This is a genomic window from Pseudomonas cucumis (assembly GCF_030687935.1).
GTDB lineage: Bacteria > Pseudomonadota > Gammaproteobacteria > Pseudomonadales > Pseudomonadaceae > Aquipseudomonas > Aquipseudomonas cucumis.
On the sequence record NZ_CP117454.1, the window covers coordinates 544828 to 561796 of the forward strand.

Below are 16969 nucleotides of genomic sequence, written 5' to 3' on the forward strand. Positions count from 1 at the left end.
GCCCGCATGAGCGACTCCCTTGATCTCAGCCTGGACGGTGTAGAACGCCGGTCACTGGCTGACTTCACCGAAAATGCCTACCTCAACTACTCCATGTACGTGATCATGGACCGTGCCTTGCCGCATATCGGCGACGGCCTGAAACCGGTACAGCGGCGCATCATCTATGCGATGAGCGAGTTGGGGCTGGACGCCGACTCCAAGCACAAGAAATCGGCGCGTACCGTCGGTGACGTGCTCGGTAAGTTCCACCCGCACGGCGACTCGGCGTGCTACGAAGCCATGGTCCTGATGGCCCAACCATTCAGCTACCGCTACACGCTGGTCGACGGCCAGGGTAACTGGGGTGCGCCGGACGATCCGAAGTCCTTCGCCGCCATGCGGTACACCGAAGCGCGGCTGTCGCGTTATTCCGAAGTTTTGCTCAGCGAGCTGGGGCAGGGCACCGCGGACTGGGGCCCGAACTTCGACGGCACGCTGGAAGAGCCTTTGGTGTTGCCGGCCCGTTTGCCGAACATCCTGCTCAACGGCACCACCGGTATCGCCGTGGGCATGGCCACCGACGTACCGCCGCATAACCTGCGCGAAGTCGCGACCGCTTGCGTGCGCTTGTTGGACGAGCCGAAAGCTACGGTCGAGCAGCTCTGCGAGCACATCCAGGGCCCGGATTACCCGACCGAAGCGGAAATCATCACACCGCGCGCCGATTTGCTGAAAATCTACGAAACCGGCAAGGGCTCGGTGCGCATGCGCGCCGTGTACCACATTGAAGACGGCGACATCATCGTCACCGCTCTGCCGCATCAGGTGTCCGGTGCCAAGGTGCTGGAACAGATCGCCGCGATGATGCAGGCCAAACCGTCCAAAGCCCCGCAGATCGCTGACCTGCGCGACGAATCCGACCACGAGAACCCGTGCCGGATCGTAATTATTCCAGGTGCACGCAAAAACTTTGACCACGATGCGCTGATGCAACACCTGTTCGCCAGCACAGAGCTGGAGTCGAGCTACCGGGTCAACATCAACATCATCGGTCTGGACGGCAAGCCGCAGCTGAAAAACCTGCGGGCATTGCTGGTCGAGTGGCTGGAGTTCCGGGTTCAGACCGTGCGTCGTCGTCTGCAATTCCGCCTGGACAAGGTCGAGCGTCGCTTGCACCTGTTGGACGGTTTGTTGATCGCTTACCTCAATCTGGATGAAGTGATTCACATCATCCGCACCGAGGAGCACCCGAAAGCCGCACTGATCGAGCGTTTTGCCCTGAGCGAAATCCAGGCCGACTACATTCTCGACACCCGTTTGCGTCAGTTGGCGCGATTGGAAGAAATGAAGCTGCGTGCCGAGCAGGATGAACTGCTCAAGGAGCAGGCCAAGCTGCAAGCCCTGCTGGGCAGCGAAGCCAAGCTGAAAAAACTGGTACGCACCGAGCTGATCAAGGACGCCGAAACCTACGGCGACGACCGTCGCTCGCCAATCGTCGAGCGCGCCGAGGCCAAGGCTCTGACCGAACACGATCTGCTGCCGAACGAGAAAGTAACGGTCGTGCTGTCGGAAAAAGGCTGGGTTCGTTCCGCCAAGGGCCACGAGATCGACGCTACCGGGCTTTCCTACAAGGCAGGGGATGGTTTCAAGGCGTTGGCGCCGGGTCGCTCCAACCAGTTTGCGGTGTTTATCGACTCCACTGGTCGCAGCTATTCGGTGGCTGCACACACGCTGCCATCGGCCCGTGGCCAGGGCGAACCACTGACCGGCCGCCTGACGCCGCCGCCAGGGGCGAGTTTCGAATGCGTGTTGATGCCTGAAGACGACTCGCTGTACGTGATCGCCTCCGACGCCGGTTACGGTTTTGTGGTCAAGGGTGAAGACCTGCAAGCCAAGAACAAGGCGGGCAAGGCCCTGTTGAGTTTGCCGAACAACGCCAAAGTGATTCTGCCGCGCCCGGTGGCCGATCGTGAGCACAACTGGCTGGCCTCGGTGACCACCGAAGGTCGCCTGCTGATCTTCAAAATCAGCGATCTGCCACAATTAGGTAAAGGTAAAGGGAATAAGATCATCGGGATTTCCGGTGAACGTGTTGCCAGTCGCGAAGAATATGTCACGGACATTGCCGTTTTGCCGGAGGGTGCCACCTTGGTGCTACAGGCCGGAAAACGTACCTTGTCACTGAAGGCGGACGACCTCGAACACTACAAAGGTGAGCGCGGGCGTCGTGGTAACAAACTGCCACGTGGCTTTCAGAGGGTGGATGCGCTGTTCGTCGAAAACCTCAATTAAGCGTCCTAGAGCGCTCGATCTACGATTTAAAGCGTAGATCGACGCTTTGCCGCTGGAGTCGGAACGCATATTCACGGATGATATGGCCTTTCAAGCGCCGGCGTAGCCGAGCGTTCTTCATATTTTTTGAGTATTTTCACTGTGGTTAGCCTTGTGGCAGCCACCTGGATGGGACGATGACTGCTCTGCGCCTTCCTTTTATTTTGATGCTCGCCGGCGTACTTGGCCTGGCGGGTTGCAGCGTTCACCAACCGGTGTCGCTGTATCAGCTGGACAGCGGAAGTCCGGCTCAGCCTGCGCAAAGCGCGGGCATGGCGGTATTGCTGGGCCCGGTAACGGTTGCTGACTACCTGCAACGCGAAACTTTGTTGCAGCGTCAGCCCGATGGCAGCCTGCAAGCTTCGGTTGATGGTCGTTGGGCGGGTAGCCTGTCGTCGGACATCGATCAGCTGTTGCTGCGTCAGGTCGCCGGCCATCTGGACAGCCAGCGCGTTGTCCTGGCACCGGCGACATTAGGCTTCACGCCGGATGTTCAGGTTCTGCTGACGATCACGCGTCTGGACTCGGGGAAGTCGCAGCCGGCGATTCTTGATGCGCAATGGCGTCTGATCGATCGTCGTGGTCAGGTGCGTGATAACCGCATCATTCATCTGCAAGAGCAGCACACCGGCGGCACGGCGGCTCAGGTTCAGGCTCAGGGTGTGTTGCTGCAGCGTCTGGCCGAGCAACTGTCGACAGCGCTCAAGCCGCTGGCCAACCAGCCACCGATCGCCGAAGCGCCGCGCAAACCAGCCGCCAAGCCTGTGGCACCGGCAGCAGAGCCGGAGAAGCAACAGAAGATCCCGATGGCTTCACCGATTCGTACGGACATGGAAGTGTTCAGGTTCTGAGCCTGGATTGAGTCCAGAACAAAGCCCGCCTTGTGCGGGCTTTGTTGTTTGTGGCGCCTACTGATCGTTCCCACGCTCTGCGTGGGAATGCAGCCCGTGACGCTCTGCGTCACATCGGTGCCAGGTTCTGGGTAATGAGGTGGGGCTGGAACGCGGAGCGTCCCTGGAGGCATTCCCACGCGGAGCATGGGAACGATCAGCCCGCAGACGATCACTCATCTGCGGGCTTCTTTACAGCAGGGCTAAGGCTTATGCCCGGCGCTCATGCATCCGCGCCAGTTGCCGTTCCAGCATCGATGGATAAGGCTCCATCAAGCGCTCTACACAGCACGCACCCTCCGGGCTTGCGATCGGCCGGATCCGCGCACGCTGGCGAATCAGCGCGTCATCACTGATCTTGCGCTCCACCAGCAGCAGGTTGCGGCTGTGTTGCGACAGGGCCAGGGCGTCCTGCGCGGTTTCAGTCAGCAGCAGATCAATCTGGCTCAAGCCGAACAGTTCGTCACCCAGCGTCAGGCCTAGCTGCAATTGCAGGGTGATGCCGCTGTCGGCGACTTCGATCTGCAACTGATGGCCCAGGGCGCGCAGCAACTCACCGCAGCAGATGGCGTTGGTCAGATAGTCATCGCCGCTGTCTTCGGTGTGGAACAGCATCAGCGTGCTGCCATCGTTCAGGGTGTGCAGTTCGCTCTGGTAAAGCGACGCGGCCTGATCGAGGCAATCGCGATAGCGTTTGAGCAGCTCTTCCAGGCGTGCGCGGGGCAGGCGACGCAACTGATCTTGCGCGCCCAGTTGCACGGCCAATACTGCGCTGTGCTGCGGCAGATTCGATACCTGCGGCTTTACGACTGGTTTCGGTGCGCTGGCTGTCGAGTCGTCACGCAGATCGGCAAACGGATCTTCGTCGTCCTCATCATCTTCGACGGTACTGACAGTGCGCCGCGGCGCAGGCTTGAGGCCGGCGACAGGCTTGGTTTCGTCGAAACCTGGATCGCGCAGGTTGCGCACTTCGAAGGTCGGCTCGTTATCGTCGGCGTCTTCGTAATCGCTGTCGTTGTATTCAGGCTCCGGCGCAGGTTCTGGCTCGGCCGGTTCTGGCGCAAAATTGGCGTGCAGCTGACGAGCGAGGTCGCCGACTTCATCCTGGCGCTCGGTGGCCGGGGTGTATTCGTCGATATTGCGCAGCCACACCCGCAGTTGCATCAGCGGCGTGGAGATATTGCGCCCCAGGCGCAGGCTCAACGCAAGAGACAACGCCAGCAGAATCGCACTCAGAATGCCCATGCTTTGCAAGCTGATGGTCATCGGCTGCTGGAACTGGTCCATGTCCAGGCTGATGCGCAGTTGCCCGGCGGTCACGTCCTGGAAGGTGATCTTGCTCTGGTACATGCCTTCGGCTTCGCCCAGCAGGCTATGCTTGGGACGCTGACCGGCTTCGGCGAGGATGCGGTTATCCACGCTGTAGATGGCGGCGTGGGCCACCAGTTTGTTCTTGGTCAGGTTGTTGAGCAGCACGTTCAGGCTGAGGATGTCATTGGACACCAACAGTTCCGTGGCCGAGGTCGCGGTCTGGGTGGTCAGGCTTTCGCCCAGGGCATCCGCCTGCTCGTGCATGGCCTGCTTGAACTGCAAACCCATCACGCAGGCATAGATCACCAGGGCCAGAGCGACCAGGATCACGTTATGGCTGGCAATGCGCAATGCGATCGGTACACGGCGATGACGCAGTGCCCGGAAGATCAGCAGAAAGAAGTTATCGGTTTTTACTGGCGTGGGCCGGTTCACTTGAGCTCGGCTCTTTGTCCGTGAAGTTGACGCGCAGTATAGCGACAGGCCCTAGACCGTCAAAGCGCTCGCGGTGCCCGATGGTCACTGAATATGGGTAGAATGCGGTTTTTTTCCACCTGCGGGGGTGCGCCTTGCGCGAAATCGTCCTGATAAACATCACGGGAGTCGACCGACCGGGTCTGACTGCGGCCATTACCGGCGTTCTGGCCCAGGGTGGTGTGAACATTCTCGACATCGGTCAGGCGGTGATCCACGACACCCTGTCGTTCGGCATCCTGGTTGAAATTCCCGATACCGAACAAGGTAATTCGGTGCTCAAAGACATCCTGTTCAAAGGCTATGAGCTTGAGCAGCAGGTACGTTTCACGCCGGTGTCCGAAGAGGATTACCAGCTATGGGTCGGCAACCAGGGCAAGAAACGCCACATTGTCACCCTGCTGACCCGCAAAGTGACCGCCGAGCAATTGCAGCGCGTGAGTTCGATCACCGCCAAATATGGGCTGAACATCGATCATATCGATCGCCTGTCCGGGCGCATGCCGCTCGACACCCCGGCCGACAAGGGCAAGGGCTGCATCGAGTTTTCCGTGCGCGGCGAGGCGGCGGATCCGCAAGCGCTGCGAGCCGAATTCCTCAGCGTTGCTCAAGAATTGAACGTCGACATCGCCTTCCAGGAAGATTCGCTGTTCCGCCGTAACCGCCGTCTGGCGGTGTTCGACATGGACTCGACACTGATCGAAGCCGAAGTCATCGACGAACTGGCCAAGGCCGCCGGTGTGGGCGACCAGGTGTCTGCGATTACCGAGCGGGCGATGGCCGGTGAGCTGGATTTCCGCGCCAGCTTCAAGGAGCGCCTGGCCTTGTTGCAAGGTCTGGACGTCAGCGTGCTGGACTCCATCGGCGCCTCCCTGCGCTTGACTGAAGGCGCCGAAACCTTGTTCGCCGAACTCAAGCGTCTGGGCTACAAGACGGCGATTCTGTCAGGCGGTTTCACTTACTTCGCCAAGCAATTGCAGGCCAAGCTGGGCATCGACTACGTGTTCGCCAACGAACTGGCTGTAGTCGACGGGAAGGTCACGGGTGTGGCGGTCGAGCCGATTGTCGATGCACAGCGCAAGGCGGATCTGCTGCGTGAGCTGGCGCATAAGGAAGGTTTGCGTCTGGAGCAGACGATTGCCGTCGGTGACGGTGCCAACGATTTGCCTATGCTGGCGATTGCCGGTCTGGGTGTGGCGTTCCGTGCCAAGCCGCTGGTCAAGCAATCGGCGAAGCAGGCGATTTCCACCCTTGGGCTGGATGGCGTGTTGTATTTGCTGGGCTTCCGGGATCGCGACGGGCAGCTCTGATTTGTATTGATTGACAGGGCCTCTTCGCGGGCAAGCCCGCTCCCACAAGGACAGCGCAGACCCTGTGGGAGCGGGCTTGCCCGCGATTGGGCGCGCCGCGGTTTCGTGGATTCACTTTCACAGTGACTTCCACAACGAATCAAATTCTTCCGCTATCCCGACCACGCCGCTCCCCGCGGCGTTTTCGTTTCTGGGCGTCTCAAGCGAACGATAGGCAAACTGATTGAAACTGTTGGTGCTCGCCACCCGACGCTCCAGCCCGGCCCGGCGTTCCTCGCCGTTGGTATTGATCAACACCTTATTGCCTTCCTGGAACGGCAGGCGCGGAGTGAGCAAGGTGGCCGGCAGGTCGATGGCGCTGATGGCGGGCAACAACAGCCCGCGCAAGTACTGGCTGTGCTCGTCGTGGGAGCGCATCAGTTGCAGGCCGCAGGGTTCGGCGCACGGCGCGACTTGCTCGATACCCATCTGCGTGCCGCCGCCCCGCACCTGGCGGATCCAGCGCACCACTGCAATGCTCCAGCCTTGACCGGCAATATCTTCGATACCGACCATTTCGCCAGCCTGTAGCTCGGCGGGCACCGCGCCGGGCCAGGCCAGGCAATAACCGCCAGGGCTGTGATTGATCACCGGCAGCACATAGGTCGGGAAATGCTGCTGTCGGTCGGATGCCTCGTGGCTGTCATCGTTCTGAAGGTGCGGGTATTCGATCTCTTCGTAGGGCAGCAGCGTGTCTGCCGTGCCATGGGGGGCGGCGTCGAAGGCATGTTTCCATTGATCTTTGGCGCGACCTGTCGGGTCGGTGGCCGAGAACTGTGCGGGGCGGGCGCCGGGTTTTTTCAGGATGTCGTTGAACGAGCGTTGCCCGCCGAGATAAAAGTGCAATGCGCTCATGCCCACGCACAGGGTCAACGTGCCGTGGCCGACGGTGCGCTGGAAACTGCGCTCGGCGGCCTGACCCCAGGCGGCATGCAGGTGTTGCAACGTATCCAGATTCAGCCCCGCCGGAACAGGCAGCGGCGATACCTTGTCGGCCGACTGTTGCAGATGGGTTTCGATGGCCGCGACCAGAGGTTGCGGGTCGATCCCCAGTAAGCTTTCCTGTTGTTCGGCGAGGAATTTGGAGCGGTAACGCGGCCCGGTGTCGAGATCCGGGGCGATGGCAAACAGCCCGTTGTCCGGTTTGGCCGGTTGCAGCTTGATCCACTGGCTCCAGGGTTCGAGCACCTCGGCGAGCCGGGCGATCTGGTTCTGGCGCAGTTGATTGCAGCGTGAGGCACCCAGCAGGAGGGCGACCACGTAGGTTTGCTCGATGCTCAGGCTTTGTGTCTGGCTGGCCAGTTCATCGCGCACGCTCAACTGTTGCAGTTGGAACTGACAGCCGATCCGATACAGCTGATGCAGTTCCAGCCACAGACCTTCGGGCACCGGGCAATAGAGCTCAGTGGCGCGGATCAGCGCGCCGTTCAGGCAATGGATTGCCCGTTGCAAAGCCTGGGTCAGCAGCGGCGCACAGTCCTTGCTGAAGCGCGGTGCGGTGCGGATGACGATTTGCTTGTAGCCGATCGCCAAGTGGCTCTGCAGCGCCTGGCAAAGGTTGGCGATCTTGCGCGAGCGCTCGTCGAGCACAATCGCCTGATGGAGGAAATGCCGCTCCAGATGCTTGCAGACGTAATACACCTCGGGCCGCAGCAGTTCGAGTAATTGCAGGCGATTGTCGCTGGGTGTGAGCAATTGGTTGAGTTCGCTCAAGCCTTGATACAACTGGCGAGCGGTTTCGCCGATGTTGGCTTTGGGCAGGTTGGCGATCCAGCGCTTGAGGTCGCGAGGCGTGGCTTCGCAGAAAGACAGACGCGACTGCGTCGGGATCGGTGCGCGTAGCAGCAGGACAGGATTGGTCTCATTCATGCCGTAGACAAACTCCGACCGGGAAATGGGCAGTGAATGACTTGACTGTAGCAGCTATGGACGCTGGAGGGGATGTCGCGATATTTACGTCACGCTTGCCCTGGCAGGAGCTGCGCCGCCCGGAAGAAATTCGGGGCGGCGTGTCCGGGATCAGGCGGTTGGCAAGCCGATGCCCTGGCCCATTTGCACTGGCGAAAGGGCGCCCAGCCCTTCAGCCCATTTCACTTGATCCGGCCCGAACAGCACGACAGCCGTGGAGCCGAGTTTGAAGCGACCCAGTTCCGCGCCTTTTTCCAGATGGATCGGCGCACGGGCCGCTTCGTCGTAACGGAAAGTTTTCAGCTCGCGTTTTGGCGGCGTGATCAGCCCGGCCCAGACCGTTTCGATCGACGCCACAATCATCGCGCCCACCAGAACCACGGCCATCGGGCCACGTTCGGTGTCGAAAATGCACGCTACACGCTCGTTGCGCGCGAACAGTTCCGGTACATTTTCAGCGGTGGTCTGGTTGACCGAGAAGATGCGGCCGGGGATGTAGACCATCTCACGCAGGGTGCCGGCCAGCGGCATGTGCACGCGGTGGTAATCCTTGGGCGACAGGTAAATGGTGGCGAAATCACCGCCCATGAATGGCGCTGCGTTGGCTGCGTCACCACCCAGCAGTTCCAGCACGCTGAAGCTGTGGCCCTTGGCCTGGAAAACGCGACCGTGTTCGATCGGGCCGAGCTGGCTGACGGCACCGTCGGCCGGGCTGAGGATCGCGCCTGGGGTTTGGTCCAGCGGGCGAGCGCCGTCTTTCAAGGCACGAGTGAAGAATGCATTGAAGTGCTCGTAAGCCGTCAGGTCTTCGACCAGCGCCTGGGACATGTCCACTTGATAACGCTTGGCGAACCAGGCGGTCAAGGCGTTCTTGAACCAGCGCACACGGCATTCGGCAATGCAGCCCGCCAGTCGCGAGAGCAAGTGGTGGGGCAGCAGGTATTGGCTGAGGATAAACAAACGCTTATTCATTAACTGTCCTTAAAAACCTTAGATTTCTACGGGCGTGTCGGGGTGGTTGCCCCATTCGCCCCAAGAGCCGGCGTAGCCTTTGACTCGTGGATAACCGAGCGACTTGGCTACTAGATACGTGAAGCCAGAACGATGGTGAGTCTGGCAGTGAGTAATGACTTCTTTGTCTTTGGTAATGCCAAGTTGTTCCAGGATTTTCGGCATATCGGTGCGGATGCGCAGGTTGCGCGCCTGATCCATGCCGGCGGTCCATTCGAAATTGACCGCGCCGGGAATGTGCCCGCCCTTGGCCGCCAGCACTTTCTCGCCGGAGTACTCCAGCGGTCCGCGTGCATCCCAGATCGCCAGGTCAGCGGCTCCGAGGCGGCTTTGCAGGTACTCGCGGGTGGCGGTGGGTTCATCGTGCAGGGTCAACGCAACCGGGCCACCGACTGGGGCCGGGATCTGGATCGACATGGGCGAGCCTTCTGCCAGCCAGGCCGGCAGGCCGCCGTCGAGGTAGTGGTATTTGGTGTGGCCGATGACATCCAGCAGCCAGATAAAGCGCCCGGCCCAACCACCGCCTTCGTCGTCATAGACGACGTAGACCGCATCGGGGTTGTGTCCCAGTTCGCCGAACAATGCTTCAAGCGCGCCTTGGGTTGGCAGCAGGCCTGGCGCAGGCGCCTGACCCAGTTGAGTGCGTTTTGGATCGACAAAGCGTGCCCCGGGGATATGCCCTGCGGCATAGCGGGCGCTGCTGGTCAGGTCCACCAGAATCAGTTCGCGGGAGTCGAGACGCGGGAGCAGGTCGCTCGGCTCGATCACCAGCGCCAAGCCAGAGAAGTCAGACATGTGAGGTCTCCAGAGCACAAAGGGGAGGATTGTAGCGCAGCGTCATGAGGGCCTGTTATCAGTTATTTCGGCACAGGAAGTAACTGGAAACAGGCCCTAGCGGTGGCTAAAGCTGTGCAGGGCTTTTTCGATGCACTGCGCGGTTTTGCCGAACGCTTGCACGGTGATTTCCGAGAACGGCCCGCCGCCCTGATCCGCCACCACGATCATGATCACCCGACCGTTGTTGACCAGGGAACGCAGCAGCAAGTGCTCACCGCTGAACTGTTGACGCAGGCTGGCCGGCAACAGGGCCGAGAATTGTGCGTTGTTGGCCGGCGTCAGGCGCACCTGGGCCTGTTGCGCGAGCAGGCGTTGCAGCACGATGCTTTGGCTGACCACCAGGTTCAGGCCGGCCACTTCTTTGGGCAACCCGGCAGTCTGGTGCACGCGCAGATTGGCATGCGTGCGGTCGGCCATCAGGATCATCACCCGCCGCATGCCACACGCCACCAAGGCGTCTCGAGCCGATGTGGTCAAGTGCATGGCATTGGTAAAACGGCTCGGCTCCACCAGCAATTCGGCACATTGCTTGCGCCACTTCGCCAGTTCTTCGGCGGTGGGCGCCGGGGCCGGTAGCAAACCGGCGTGAACGCGGTTCATGCCCCACGGCCAGATCAGCGATTCGGCCGGGTGCCAGAGGTCCGGCATGGCATGTTGGCGGGCGCTGTTGGCGGCTTGCTGGTGCAATTGTTGCTGCACCTCATCCATCGGCATTTGCAGGTAAAGGCTGGTGAGGTATTGCCAGCGTTCACAGTGGGGACTGTCCCAGGCCTGTTGTGCTGACAACGCCAGACCATTGGCCAGCAGCACGGTATTGGCGGGCTGATTGAGCCAGCGTCGCAACGTGGGGTCGTCATCGAGGCGGTTCTGTTGGCGCAGCGGGTGATCGCTGTCGCGAGCGATGCGCAGGACTTTCACCAGTTCGCGTTGTTCGCTCCGCAGCAGTCGATAACCCTGCTGGACCCAGATCGGCAAATGCCAGACATCCACCAGTGCCAGACAGATTTCCAGCAGACGCACGCCGAACAATTGCTTTTCGACTTTGCGCGCCGACTCACCTTTATGGATGACCCGCAGTTCCCATTCTTCAAGCAACTGCGGATGGGTCAACGCCATGGGCCACAGTGGCGAAAGAAACAGCAGGCTGCCCCAGTGGATGTCCTGCCACAACCGCGCCAGGCGGCTGGCAAAAAAACCGTTGGCCTGTTGAGTGGCGTGCTGGCTGATCAGTTGAAGCTGGCGCAGGGCGACGGGGATCTGCGATTGGGGTTCGGCGGGCAAGCGCTCGAGTAATTCTTCGGTGCGTTTCAAACCGAGGCGATTGATCGCCACCTCAAGGTTTTCAGCCGGCGTGGCCATGCTGCCCTGGGTGTGGCGATTGGCTTCGCGAATCACGCTCAAGGCCAGGGCCGGGCTGTCCTGCATCAATTCGGCAATGTCGCGCAGCGAGCTGCGGTTATCGCGGATGGCTTTGCAGACCCGGTCGTGACTGGCTTGCGGAACCGGTAGGCGCACACCATCGAGAAGCTTGACCCAGCCTTCGAGCGTGGTCGGTTTTGGCATTGGGACGTTCGTTTCGTTAGCCATGTCTGGACGCGATCATCGTCTGCTTTACCTATGCCCGGAGGGGGTCAAATTAGCTTTTCGCCTGAACTGGCTATAGTCTGGCGCAGTTTTGCCGATAAGTAGAAGAAGAGATTTTTTAACTTCCGAATATGACCTTGAACCCGACTCAGTAAGTGCTCTCCTACCTATGGCTAAAATTATCGGCATCATCGTCGTATTCGCGAGCGTGCTCGGCGGATACGTGCTTTCCCACGGCAAGATTGCCGCCCTCATCCAGCCTTTCGAGGTGATGATTATCGGTGGCGCGGCCCTTGGTGCATTCCTGCAGGCCAACCCCGGTCATATGACGATGCACGTGCTCAAGAAGTCCTTGGGCATGTTCAGTTCGCGTTTCAACCACACCTTCTACCTGGAAGTGCTGGGGCTGATTTACGAGATCCTCAACAAGAGCCGTCGCGAAGGCATGATGGCCATCGAAGGCGACATTGAAGATGCCGCTGCGAGCCCGATCTTCGCCAAATACCCGGCAGTCCTGAAAGATGACCGCATGACCGCGTACATCTGCGATTACCTGCGCATCATGTCCTCCGGCAACATGGCGCCCCATGAGCTTGAAGGCTTGTTCGACATGGAACTGACCAGTCTCAAGGAAGACCTGGATCACCCCTCCCACGCCGTCAACGGCATCGCCGATGCCATGCCGGGCTTCGGTATCGTCGCGGCGGTATTGGGTATCGTGGTGACCATGGCATCCCTGGGTGAAAGCGACCAGAAAATGATCGGCTTGCACGTGGGTGCGGCTCTGGTAGGTACCTTCTTCGGTATTCTCGCGGCCTACGGTTTCTTTGGCCCGCTGGCACACGCCCTGGGCCACGACGCCAAGGAAGAACTGAACGTCTACGAAGCCATCAAGGCCTCGCTGGTGGCTTCGGCTTCCGGCATGCCGCCATCGCTGGCAGTGGAATTCGGTCGCAAGGTTCTGTACCCGGCGCACCGTCCTAGCTTCGCTGAGTTGGAACAAGCGGTTCGCGGTCGCTAAGTCATGGAAAATAACCAGCCGATAATCATCAAGCGCGTCAAAAAGTACGCGGGCGGGCATCACGGCGGCTCCTGGAAAATCGCCTTCGCGGACTTCGCGACGGCGATGATGGCGTTCTTCCTGGTGTTGTGGCTATTGTCCACGGCAACACCGGAACAGAAGATCGCCATCGCCGGTTACTTCAAGGACCCGGTCGGATTTTCCGAAAGCGGCACGCCGTACATCATCGATCTGGGCGGCTCGCCGACCCTGGCGCCGGAGAACACCCTCAACCCCGAGGTGAAATCCCAGCCTCAGCCGGACAAGGTGACCATCGACTCCGAACAGGTCGAAGGCATGGCCGAGCAGGTCGAGAAGGAGCGTCTGGAATTGCTGCTGCAAGAGTTGCAGAACAAGGTCGAAGAAAACCCGCAGCTACAGAAATTCAAGGACCAGATCCTCTTCGAGATCACCCAGGACGGTTTGCGTATCCAGATCGTGGACGCCGAAAACCGCCCGATGTTCGACTCCGGCAGTGCGCGTCTGAAGCCGTATTTCGAAGACATTCTGCTGGCCATGGCCGACACCATCAAGGCGGTGCCGAACAAGATCAGCATCAGCGGCCACACCGATGCCAAGCCATACTCGGGCACCGGCGATTTCGGCAACTGGGAACTCTCGGCCAACCGCGCCAACGCAGCTCGCCGTGCATTGATCGCTGGCAGCTATCCGGACGCTCAAGTAGCGCGAGTCGTGGGCTACGCCTCGTCGGCGTTGTTCGACCGGGAGAACCCGTTCAACCCGGTCAATCGGCGCATCGACATTGTCGTGCTGACCAAGAAAGCCCAGCGTGCCATCGAAGGTTCGCAAGGGGCTGAACCGGCGCCAGCGCCGACGCAAGGGCAGGGCGGGCCGGGCGAAGTGCCTGTGCCGCCAGCCGATCCGAACGCATTGCCGGCGGATAAGGAACCGCTGCCGGCTCATGAGCTTCGTGAGCGGTTGAATCTGTTTGATGATCCTGCGCCGAAACCGGCAGAACCGCCCAAGCAGTGAGAGACGAAGAAGCCGCGAATGATCGCGGCTTTTTTGCGCCTGTCAGAAACCGCGTCGGATGCGGTGCTTGAGCTGGTCGTGGAACAGTTCGGCATTGCGCTTGTAGGTGCCATAAAGAGATTCATTGATCGAACCCAGCGTCATGGAGCGCTTGGTCGCCACTTCTTCACGATAGGCATCAATGAAAAACTCCATATCCTTGTCGGTGCTGAGCTTTGGCCATTTATCGAGGTACAGTGGCAGTTCCGCCGGGCCGGTCTTGAATGAACAAATCCGTCGGTTGCTGATGGTCGCTTCACCGATTTCGAACGGCACCCACCATGAATGTGCGGTCCTCTCAGAAACGACTGCCAGCAAGTGCGTGCATTCTGTGATGTTGCGGGTGATCACTCCAGTGATGTCGTCGGTTGTCTGGGACTCCGGATCCAGCACATCCAGATAAGTTTTGATGTTTGCCTGCTTCAGGCGGGTGTTGATGGCGATGGCTAGAGGCCGATCGCTATGGCGGTAGCTGATAAACACAGGCATCAGAAATGTCCCTTGATCGCGAGTTCGCGGTAATAGGCGCCGAGGGCGGTGAGGCGGCAACCGGTGGAATGGAGGGCGGCGTAGTACATGTGTTCGGCGTCTACCGGTTCGATCAGGCTGTGGCGGTTGCACTTTTGCAGTTGGGAGAAGACTTCGCCGTGCTCCGGGTCGAACGTCGCTTCCGTGGGCTCGTAGCTGGGGTCGAGGGGGAACACGGATTCTGCTTCGCCGAACCAGTCGGGCAGTTTGCGCAGGATTTCCTTGGGGATCAGTGGCGACACTTCGCGCAGGGAAATGAACTGCGACACGTTGGTCTTGAACACCGGCCGCTGCTCCCAGGCGTCGAGGGCGTTGTCGACAAACGAATAGAGGCTGCCGGGGGTGATCTTGCCGAGGATGTTCGCCGCGCCACCGTGCAGGGCCTGGAGCAATAACCCGGTGAACACGCCGTGTTGCGCACCCTCCATGGCCGGCTCTTCCTTTTTGCAGGCGGTCAGAATCGTCATGCCCTCGCCAACCACGCTGCTTTCGCTGCGCAAGGCACGTACCTCGCCAGCCGAGCCGCTCTGGCAACAATCGAGAATGATCACTTTGTTTTTGATCTTGGTGGCTTTGGTCGCCCAGTTGAGGATGTCGCTGATACGAATTCCGTCCTTGGCGTTTTTGTAGTCCTGCGGGATCAACATGCCTTCGTCGGTACCGGCGTCAAAGCCGCCATGCCCGGCGAAGTACAACAGCGCGACATTGCAGTCGCCGGAAAACAATTCGCGGATCTGGTCTTCGAGTTTTGCCCGGCTCAGGTAATCCTCGGCAGAGGTCAGCACGATGTTCTTGAAGTTCGGATCGCCGTTGGCGTCGGTTTTCAACACGGACGCCATGGCCATGGCGTCATTGCTGCAACCACTCAAGCGTGAAACGTGGGTGTAATCATTGATGCCGATAAACAGTCCCTTGCGCATGATCACACCGCCGTATGCAGGCGAATCGCACTGACAATGCTGTTGGTGTTCCACGCGCATTCGGCGTGTGCGGCTTCGCGCACAACGTTGGAGATCCGTTCGGCGCCGAAGGGTTTGATCGCGATGATCACCTTGCCCATGCGCTTGGCGATCTCGATTTCCTTGTTGATCCATTTGCTGTACGTGGAATACATGCCCGCCATGATCAGCACCGCCGAACAAGGGCGTATTTTGTTTTCGATGGCTTCGATGAGTTCCTTATCGGTTTGCGCACCGATAATCGGGTTGTGGGGTGGTACCGAAAAATTCTTGAATGAGAAATCCGGGTGCGCAGTGAGCAGTTTCACCAATTTGTCGTGAGCATCGGAGTAATTCCACGAATGGCTGATGAACAAATGAAAGGTTTGCATGAATGTCCCTCGGTATCGCCAATGTGCGAAGAGGGCTTGAATGTATGCAGTTGAATGGCTGAAACAAGGCCTTCACGGTTAAAGAGAAATGCCCTTCAAGCAGGCGTGCGAATGCCCTACAGAAATGTCTGATGTTTAAAACGGTGGGTTGTTTTGTAGGCTGATACAAGCGGCCAGCCGCCCCATCAATGTCGGGACGGCTGGCACGTCTGTTTAATAGCTGCTTTCAGGCAAGCTGGCGATGATCGAGCGGTAGCTGTTCATCCGTTGCTGCTGCACACGGCCCTCTTCCAGGGCCTTGAGCAGAGCGCAACCCGGCTCGCGGTCGTGCTTGCAATCGCGAAAGCGGCAGGTGCCGATCAGGTCGTTGAACTCGATGAAGCCGGCTTCGACATCGGCACGGCTGACGTGCCCCAGGCCGAACTCGCGGATACCCGGGGAGTCGATCAACTCACCGCCACCGGGGAAGTGGAACAATCGCGCGGTGGTGGTGGTGTGGGTGCCCTGGCCCGACAACTCGGACAGCGGGCCGACGCGGGTGTCGACTTCCGGCAGCAGGCTGTTGACCAGCGACGACTTGCCGACACCAGACTGGCCGACGAATACGCTGATGTGCCCGTCCAGCTGCTTCTGCAACTGCTCCATGCCATTGCCATGGTGGGCCGACACTTCCAGCACCGGGTAACCCAGCGTGCGGTAAACCGCAAGCAAGGCATTCAGCGCCGGGGCGTTCTGCTCGTCGATCAGATCGAATTTGTTCAGCAGCAGTAACGGCCGAATACCCGCGTGTTCCGCGGCGACCAGATAACGGTCGATCAGGTTGGCGTGAGGCTCGGGCAGCGGCGCGAAGACGATAACGATCAAGTCGACGTTGGCCGCCACCGGCTTGAGCTGGCCACGGCTGTCGGGACGGCAGAGCTCGGTCTTGCGCGGCAGCTGCGCCACGATCACGCCGATGCCCTGGTTGCCGGCACGCCACACGACCTGATCGCCGGTCACCAGCGCCGGCAGGTTGGCGCGCAAGTGGCAGCGGAATACCTGGCCGGCCAATTCGCCATCGAGGGCCTCGACTTCGACCTGCACACCGAAGTGCGCGATCACCAGGCCTGTCTGTTCCGGACCCAGGTCGCCGCCTTCGAGTGCCTCGACAGCCGAGGACTCGCGTTTGGCGGCGCGGGCAGCGCGCTCGCCCTGAATCTTTTCGATGCGCCAGTTTTGACGACGATTGAGTTGGCGTTTGGCCATGGGTGTTCCGTATCGAGAATGCAGCGATTAGGTAAAACGGCCGCGAGTTTAGCACGCCCGGACACCGGCCTAGGCTAAACTGCGCACCTACGCCGAG

General features: G+C 60.0%; 14 protein-coding genes. 5 read left to right on the plus strand and 9 right to left on the minus strand.

Annotated elements, in window-relative coordinates; genetic code table 11:
• Nucleotides 1-6 precede the first annotated feature (6 nt).
• Nucleotides 7-2274 (plus strand): DNA topoisomerase IV subunit A, encoded by a 2268-nt coding sequence (gene parC, locus PSH97_RS02355; RefSeq protein ID WP_008074670.1) that lies wholly within the window; start codon nucleotides 7-9, stop codon nucleotides 2272-2274.
• Nucleotides 2275-2450: 176 nt separating this feature from the next.
• Complete coding sequence (locus tag PSH97_RS02360; protein WP_305447951.1) at nucleotides 2451-3164, plus strand: PqiC family protein; 714 nt, start codon at nucleotides 2451-2453, stop codon at nucleotides 3162-3164.
• 249 nt (nucleotides 3165-3413) lie between these two features.
• Here the strand turns inward: PSH97_RS02360 and PSH97_RS02365 are convergent, their stop codons facing one another.
• Complete coding sequence (locus tag PSH97_RS02365; RefSeq protein ID WP_305447952.1) at nucleotides 3414-4949, minus strand: AhpA/YtjB family protein; 1536 nt, start codon at nucleotides 4947-4949, stop codon at nucleotides 3414-3416.
• A gap of 134 nt (nucleotides 4950-5083) precedes the next feature.
• Here PSH97_RS02365 and serB point away from each other — a divergent pair, with 134 nt between their 5' ends.
• Nucleotides 5084-6298, plus strand: a complete 1215-nt coding sequence (gene serB, locus PSH97_RS02370; protein WP_052965968.1) for a phosphoserine phosphatase SerB — start codon at nucleotides 5084-5086, stop codon at nucleotides 6296-6298.
• Nucleotides 6299-6415: 117 nt separating this feature from the next.
• Here the strand turns inward: serB and PSH97_RS02375 are convergent, their stop codons facing one another.
• From PSH97_RS02375 to PSH97_RS02390, 4 genes are all read right to left on the minus strand, one after another.
• Nucleotides 6416-8206, minus strand: coding sequence for a molecular chaperone (locus PSH97_RS02375; RefSeq protein WP_305447953.1), 1791 nt, complete (start codon nucleotides 8204-8206; stop codon nucleotides 6416-6418).
• Between the two features lie 150 nt (nucleotides 8207-8356).
• A complete protein-coding gene (gene asd, locus PSH97_RS02380) occupies nucleotides 8357-9217 on the minus strand; it encodes an archaetidylserine decarboxylase (RefSeq protein WP_217855547.1) in 861 nt (286 codons plus the stop codon).
• Between the two features lie 18 nt (nucleotides 9218-9235).
• Nucleotides 9236-10051 carry a thiosulfate sulfurtransferase gene (gene rhdA, locus PSH97_RS02385; RefSeq protein WP_305447954.1) on the minus strand — a complete coding sequence of 272 codons (816 nt, stop codon included), beginning with the start codon at nucleotides 10049-10051 and terminating at the stop codon, nucleotides 9236-9238.
• Nucleotides 10052-10147: 96 nt separating this feature from the next.
• On the minus strand, nucleotides 10148-11680 hold the full coding sequence (locus PSH97_RS02390) for an HDOD domain-containing protein (RefSeq protein WP_305447955.1): 1533 nt from the start codon (nucleotides 11678-11680) through the stop codon (nucleotides 10148-10150).
• A 166-nt stretch (nucleotides 11681-11846) separates the two neighbouring features.
• Between PSH97_RS02390 and motA the strand changes: the two genes are divergently transcribed.
• Together motA and motB are read left to right on the plus strand one after the other, a co-directional pair.
• The gene (motA, locus tag PSH97_RS02395; RefSeq protein ID WP_008009851.1) at nucleotides 11847-12698 is read left to right on the plus strand and encodes a flagellar motor stator protein MotA; all 852 of its coding nucleotides are present in this window, start codon (nucleotides 11847-11849) and stop codon (nucleotides 12696-12698) included.
• A gap of 3 nt (nucleotides 12699-12701) precedes the next feature.
• Entirely contained in the window at nucleotides 12702-13730 is a 1029-nt protein-coding gene (gene motB / locus PSH97_RS02400) for a flagellar motor protein MotB (protein ID WP_305447956.1), read from the plus strand.
• A gap of 42 nt (nucleotides 13731-13772) precedes the next feature.
• On the opposite strand, the gene PSH97_RS02405 is transcribed toward motB, so the two are convergent.
• The 4 genes from PSH97_RS02405 to rsgA all read right to left on the minus strand — a co-directional run bounded on the left by PSH97_RS02405 (nucleotide 13773) and on the right by rsgA (nucleotide 16872).
• Entirely contained in the window at nucleotides 13773-14258 is a 486-nt protein-coding gene (locus tag PSH97_RS02405) for a toll/interleukin-1 receptor domain-containing protein (RefSeq protein ID WP_305447957.1), read from the minus strand.
• Nucleotides 14258-15217, minus strand: a complete 960-nt coding sequence (locus tag PSH97_RS02410) for a caspase family protein (RefSeq protein WP_305447958.1) — start codon at nucleotides 15215-15217, stop codon at nucleotides 14258-14260. The genes PSH97_RS02405 and PSH97_RS02410 overlap by 1 nt, the downstream gene beginning before the upstream one ends.
• Nucleotides 15218-15219: 2 nt before the next feature.
• Entirely contained in the window at nucleotides 15220-15627 is a 408-nt protein-coding gene (locus PSH97_RS02415; RefSeq protein ID WP_305447959.1) for a TIR domain-containing protein, read from the minus strand.
• Between the two features lie 213 nt (nucleotides 15628-15840).
• Nucleotides 15841-16872 carry a small ribosomal subunit biogenesis GTPase RsgA gene (gene rsgA, locus PSH97_RS02420; RefSeq protein WP_007902636.1) on the minus strand — a complete coding sequence of 344 codons (1032 nt, stop codon included), beginning with the start codon at nucleotides 16870-16872 and terminating at the stop codon, nucleotides 15841-15843.
• Nucleotides 16873-16969: the final 97 nt, after the last annotated feature.

Bases quoted from the DNA above. Each gene is read 5' to 3' on its own strand.
- parC (WP_008074670.1), top strand. From the start codon at position 7: ATGAGCGACTCCCTTGATCTCAGCCTGGACGGTGTAGAACGCCGGTCA.
- rhdA (WP_305447954.1), bottom strand. From the start codon at position 10,051: ATGTCTGACTTCTCTGGCTTGGCGCTGGTGATCGAGCCGAGCGACCTG.
- PSH97_RS02375 (WP_305447953.1), bottom strand. From the start codon at position 8,206: ATGAATGAGACCAATCCTGTCCTGCTGCTACGCGCACCGATCCCGACG.
- PSH97_RS02405 (WP_305447957.1), bottom strand. From the start codon at position 14,258: ATGCCTGTGTTTATCAGCTACCGCCATAGCGATCGGCCTCTAGCCATC.
- motB (WP_305447956.1), top strand. From the start codon at position 12,702: ATGGAAAATAACCAGCCGATAATCATCAAGCGCGTCAAAAAGTACGCG.
- PSH97_RS02390 (WP_305447955.1), bottom strand. From the start codon at position 11,680: ATGGCTAACGAAACGAACGTCCCAATGCCAAAACCGACCACGCTCGAA.
- rsgA (WP_007902636.1), bottom strand. From the start codon at position 16,872: ATGGCCAAACGCCAACTCAATCGTCGTCAAAACTGGCGCATCGAAAAG.
- PSH97_RS02415 (WP_305447959.1), bottom strand. From the start codon at position 15,627: ATGCAAACCTTTCATTTGTTCATCAGCCATTCGTGGAATTACTCCGAT.
- motA (WP_008009851.1), top strand. From the start codon at position 11,847: ATGGCTAAAATTATCGGCATCATCGTCGTATTCGCGAGCGTGCTCGGC.
- PSH97_RS02410 (WP_305447958.1), bottom strand. From the start codon at position 15,217: ATGCGCAAGGGACTGTTTATCGGCATCAATGATTACACCCACGTTTCA.
- asd (WP_217855547.1), bottom strand. From the start codon at position 9,217: ATGAATAAGCGTTTGTTTATCCTCAGCCAATACCTGCTGCCCCACCAC.
- PSH97_RS02360 (WP_305447951.1), top strand. From the start codon at position 2,451: ATGACTGCTCTGCGCCTTCCTTTTATTTTGATGCTCGCCGGCGTACTT.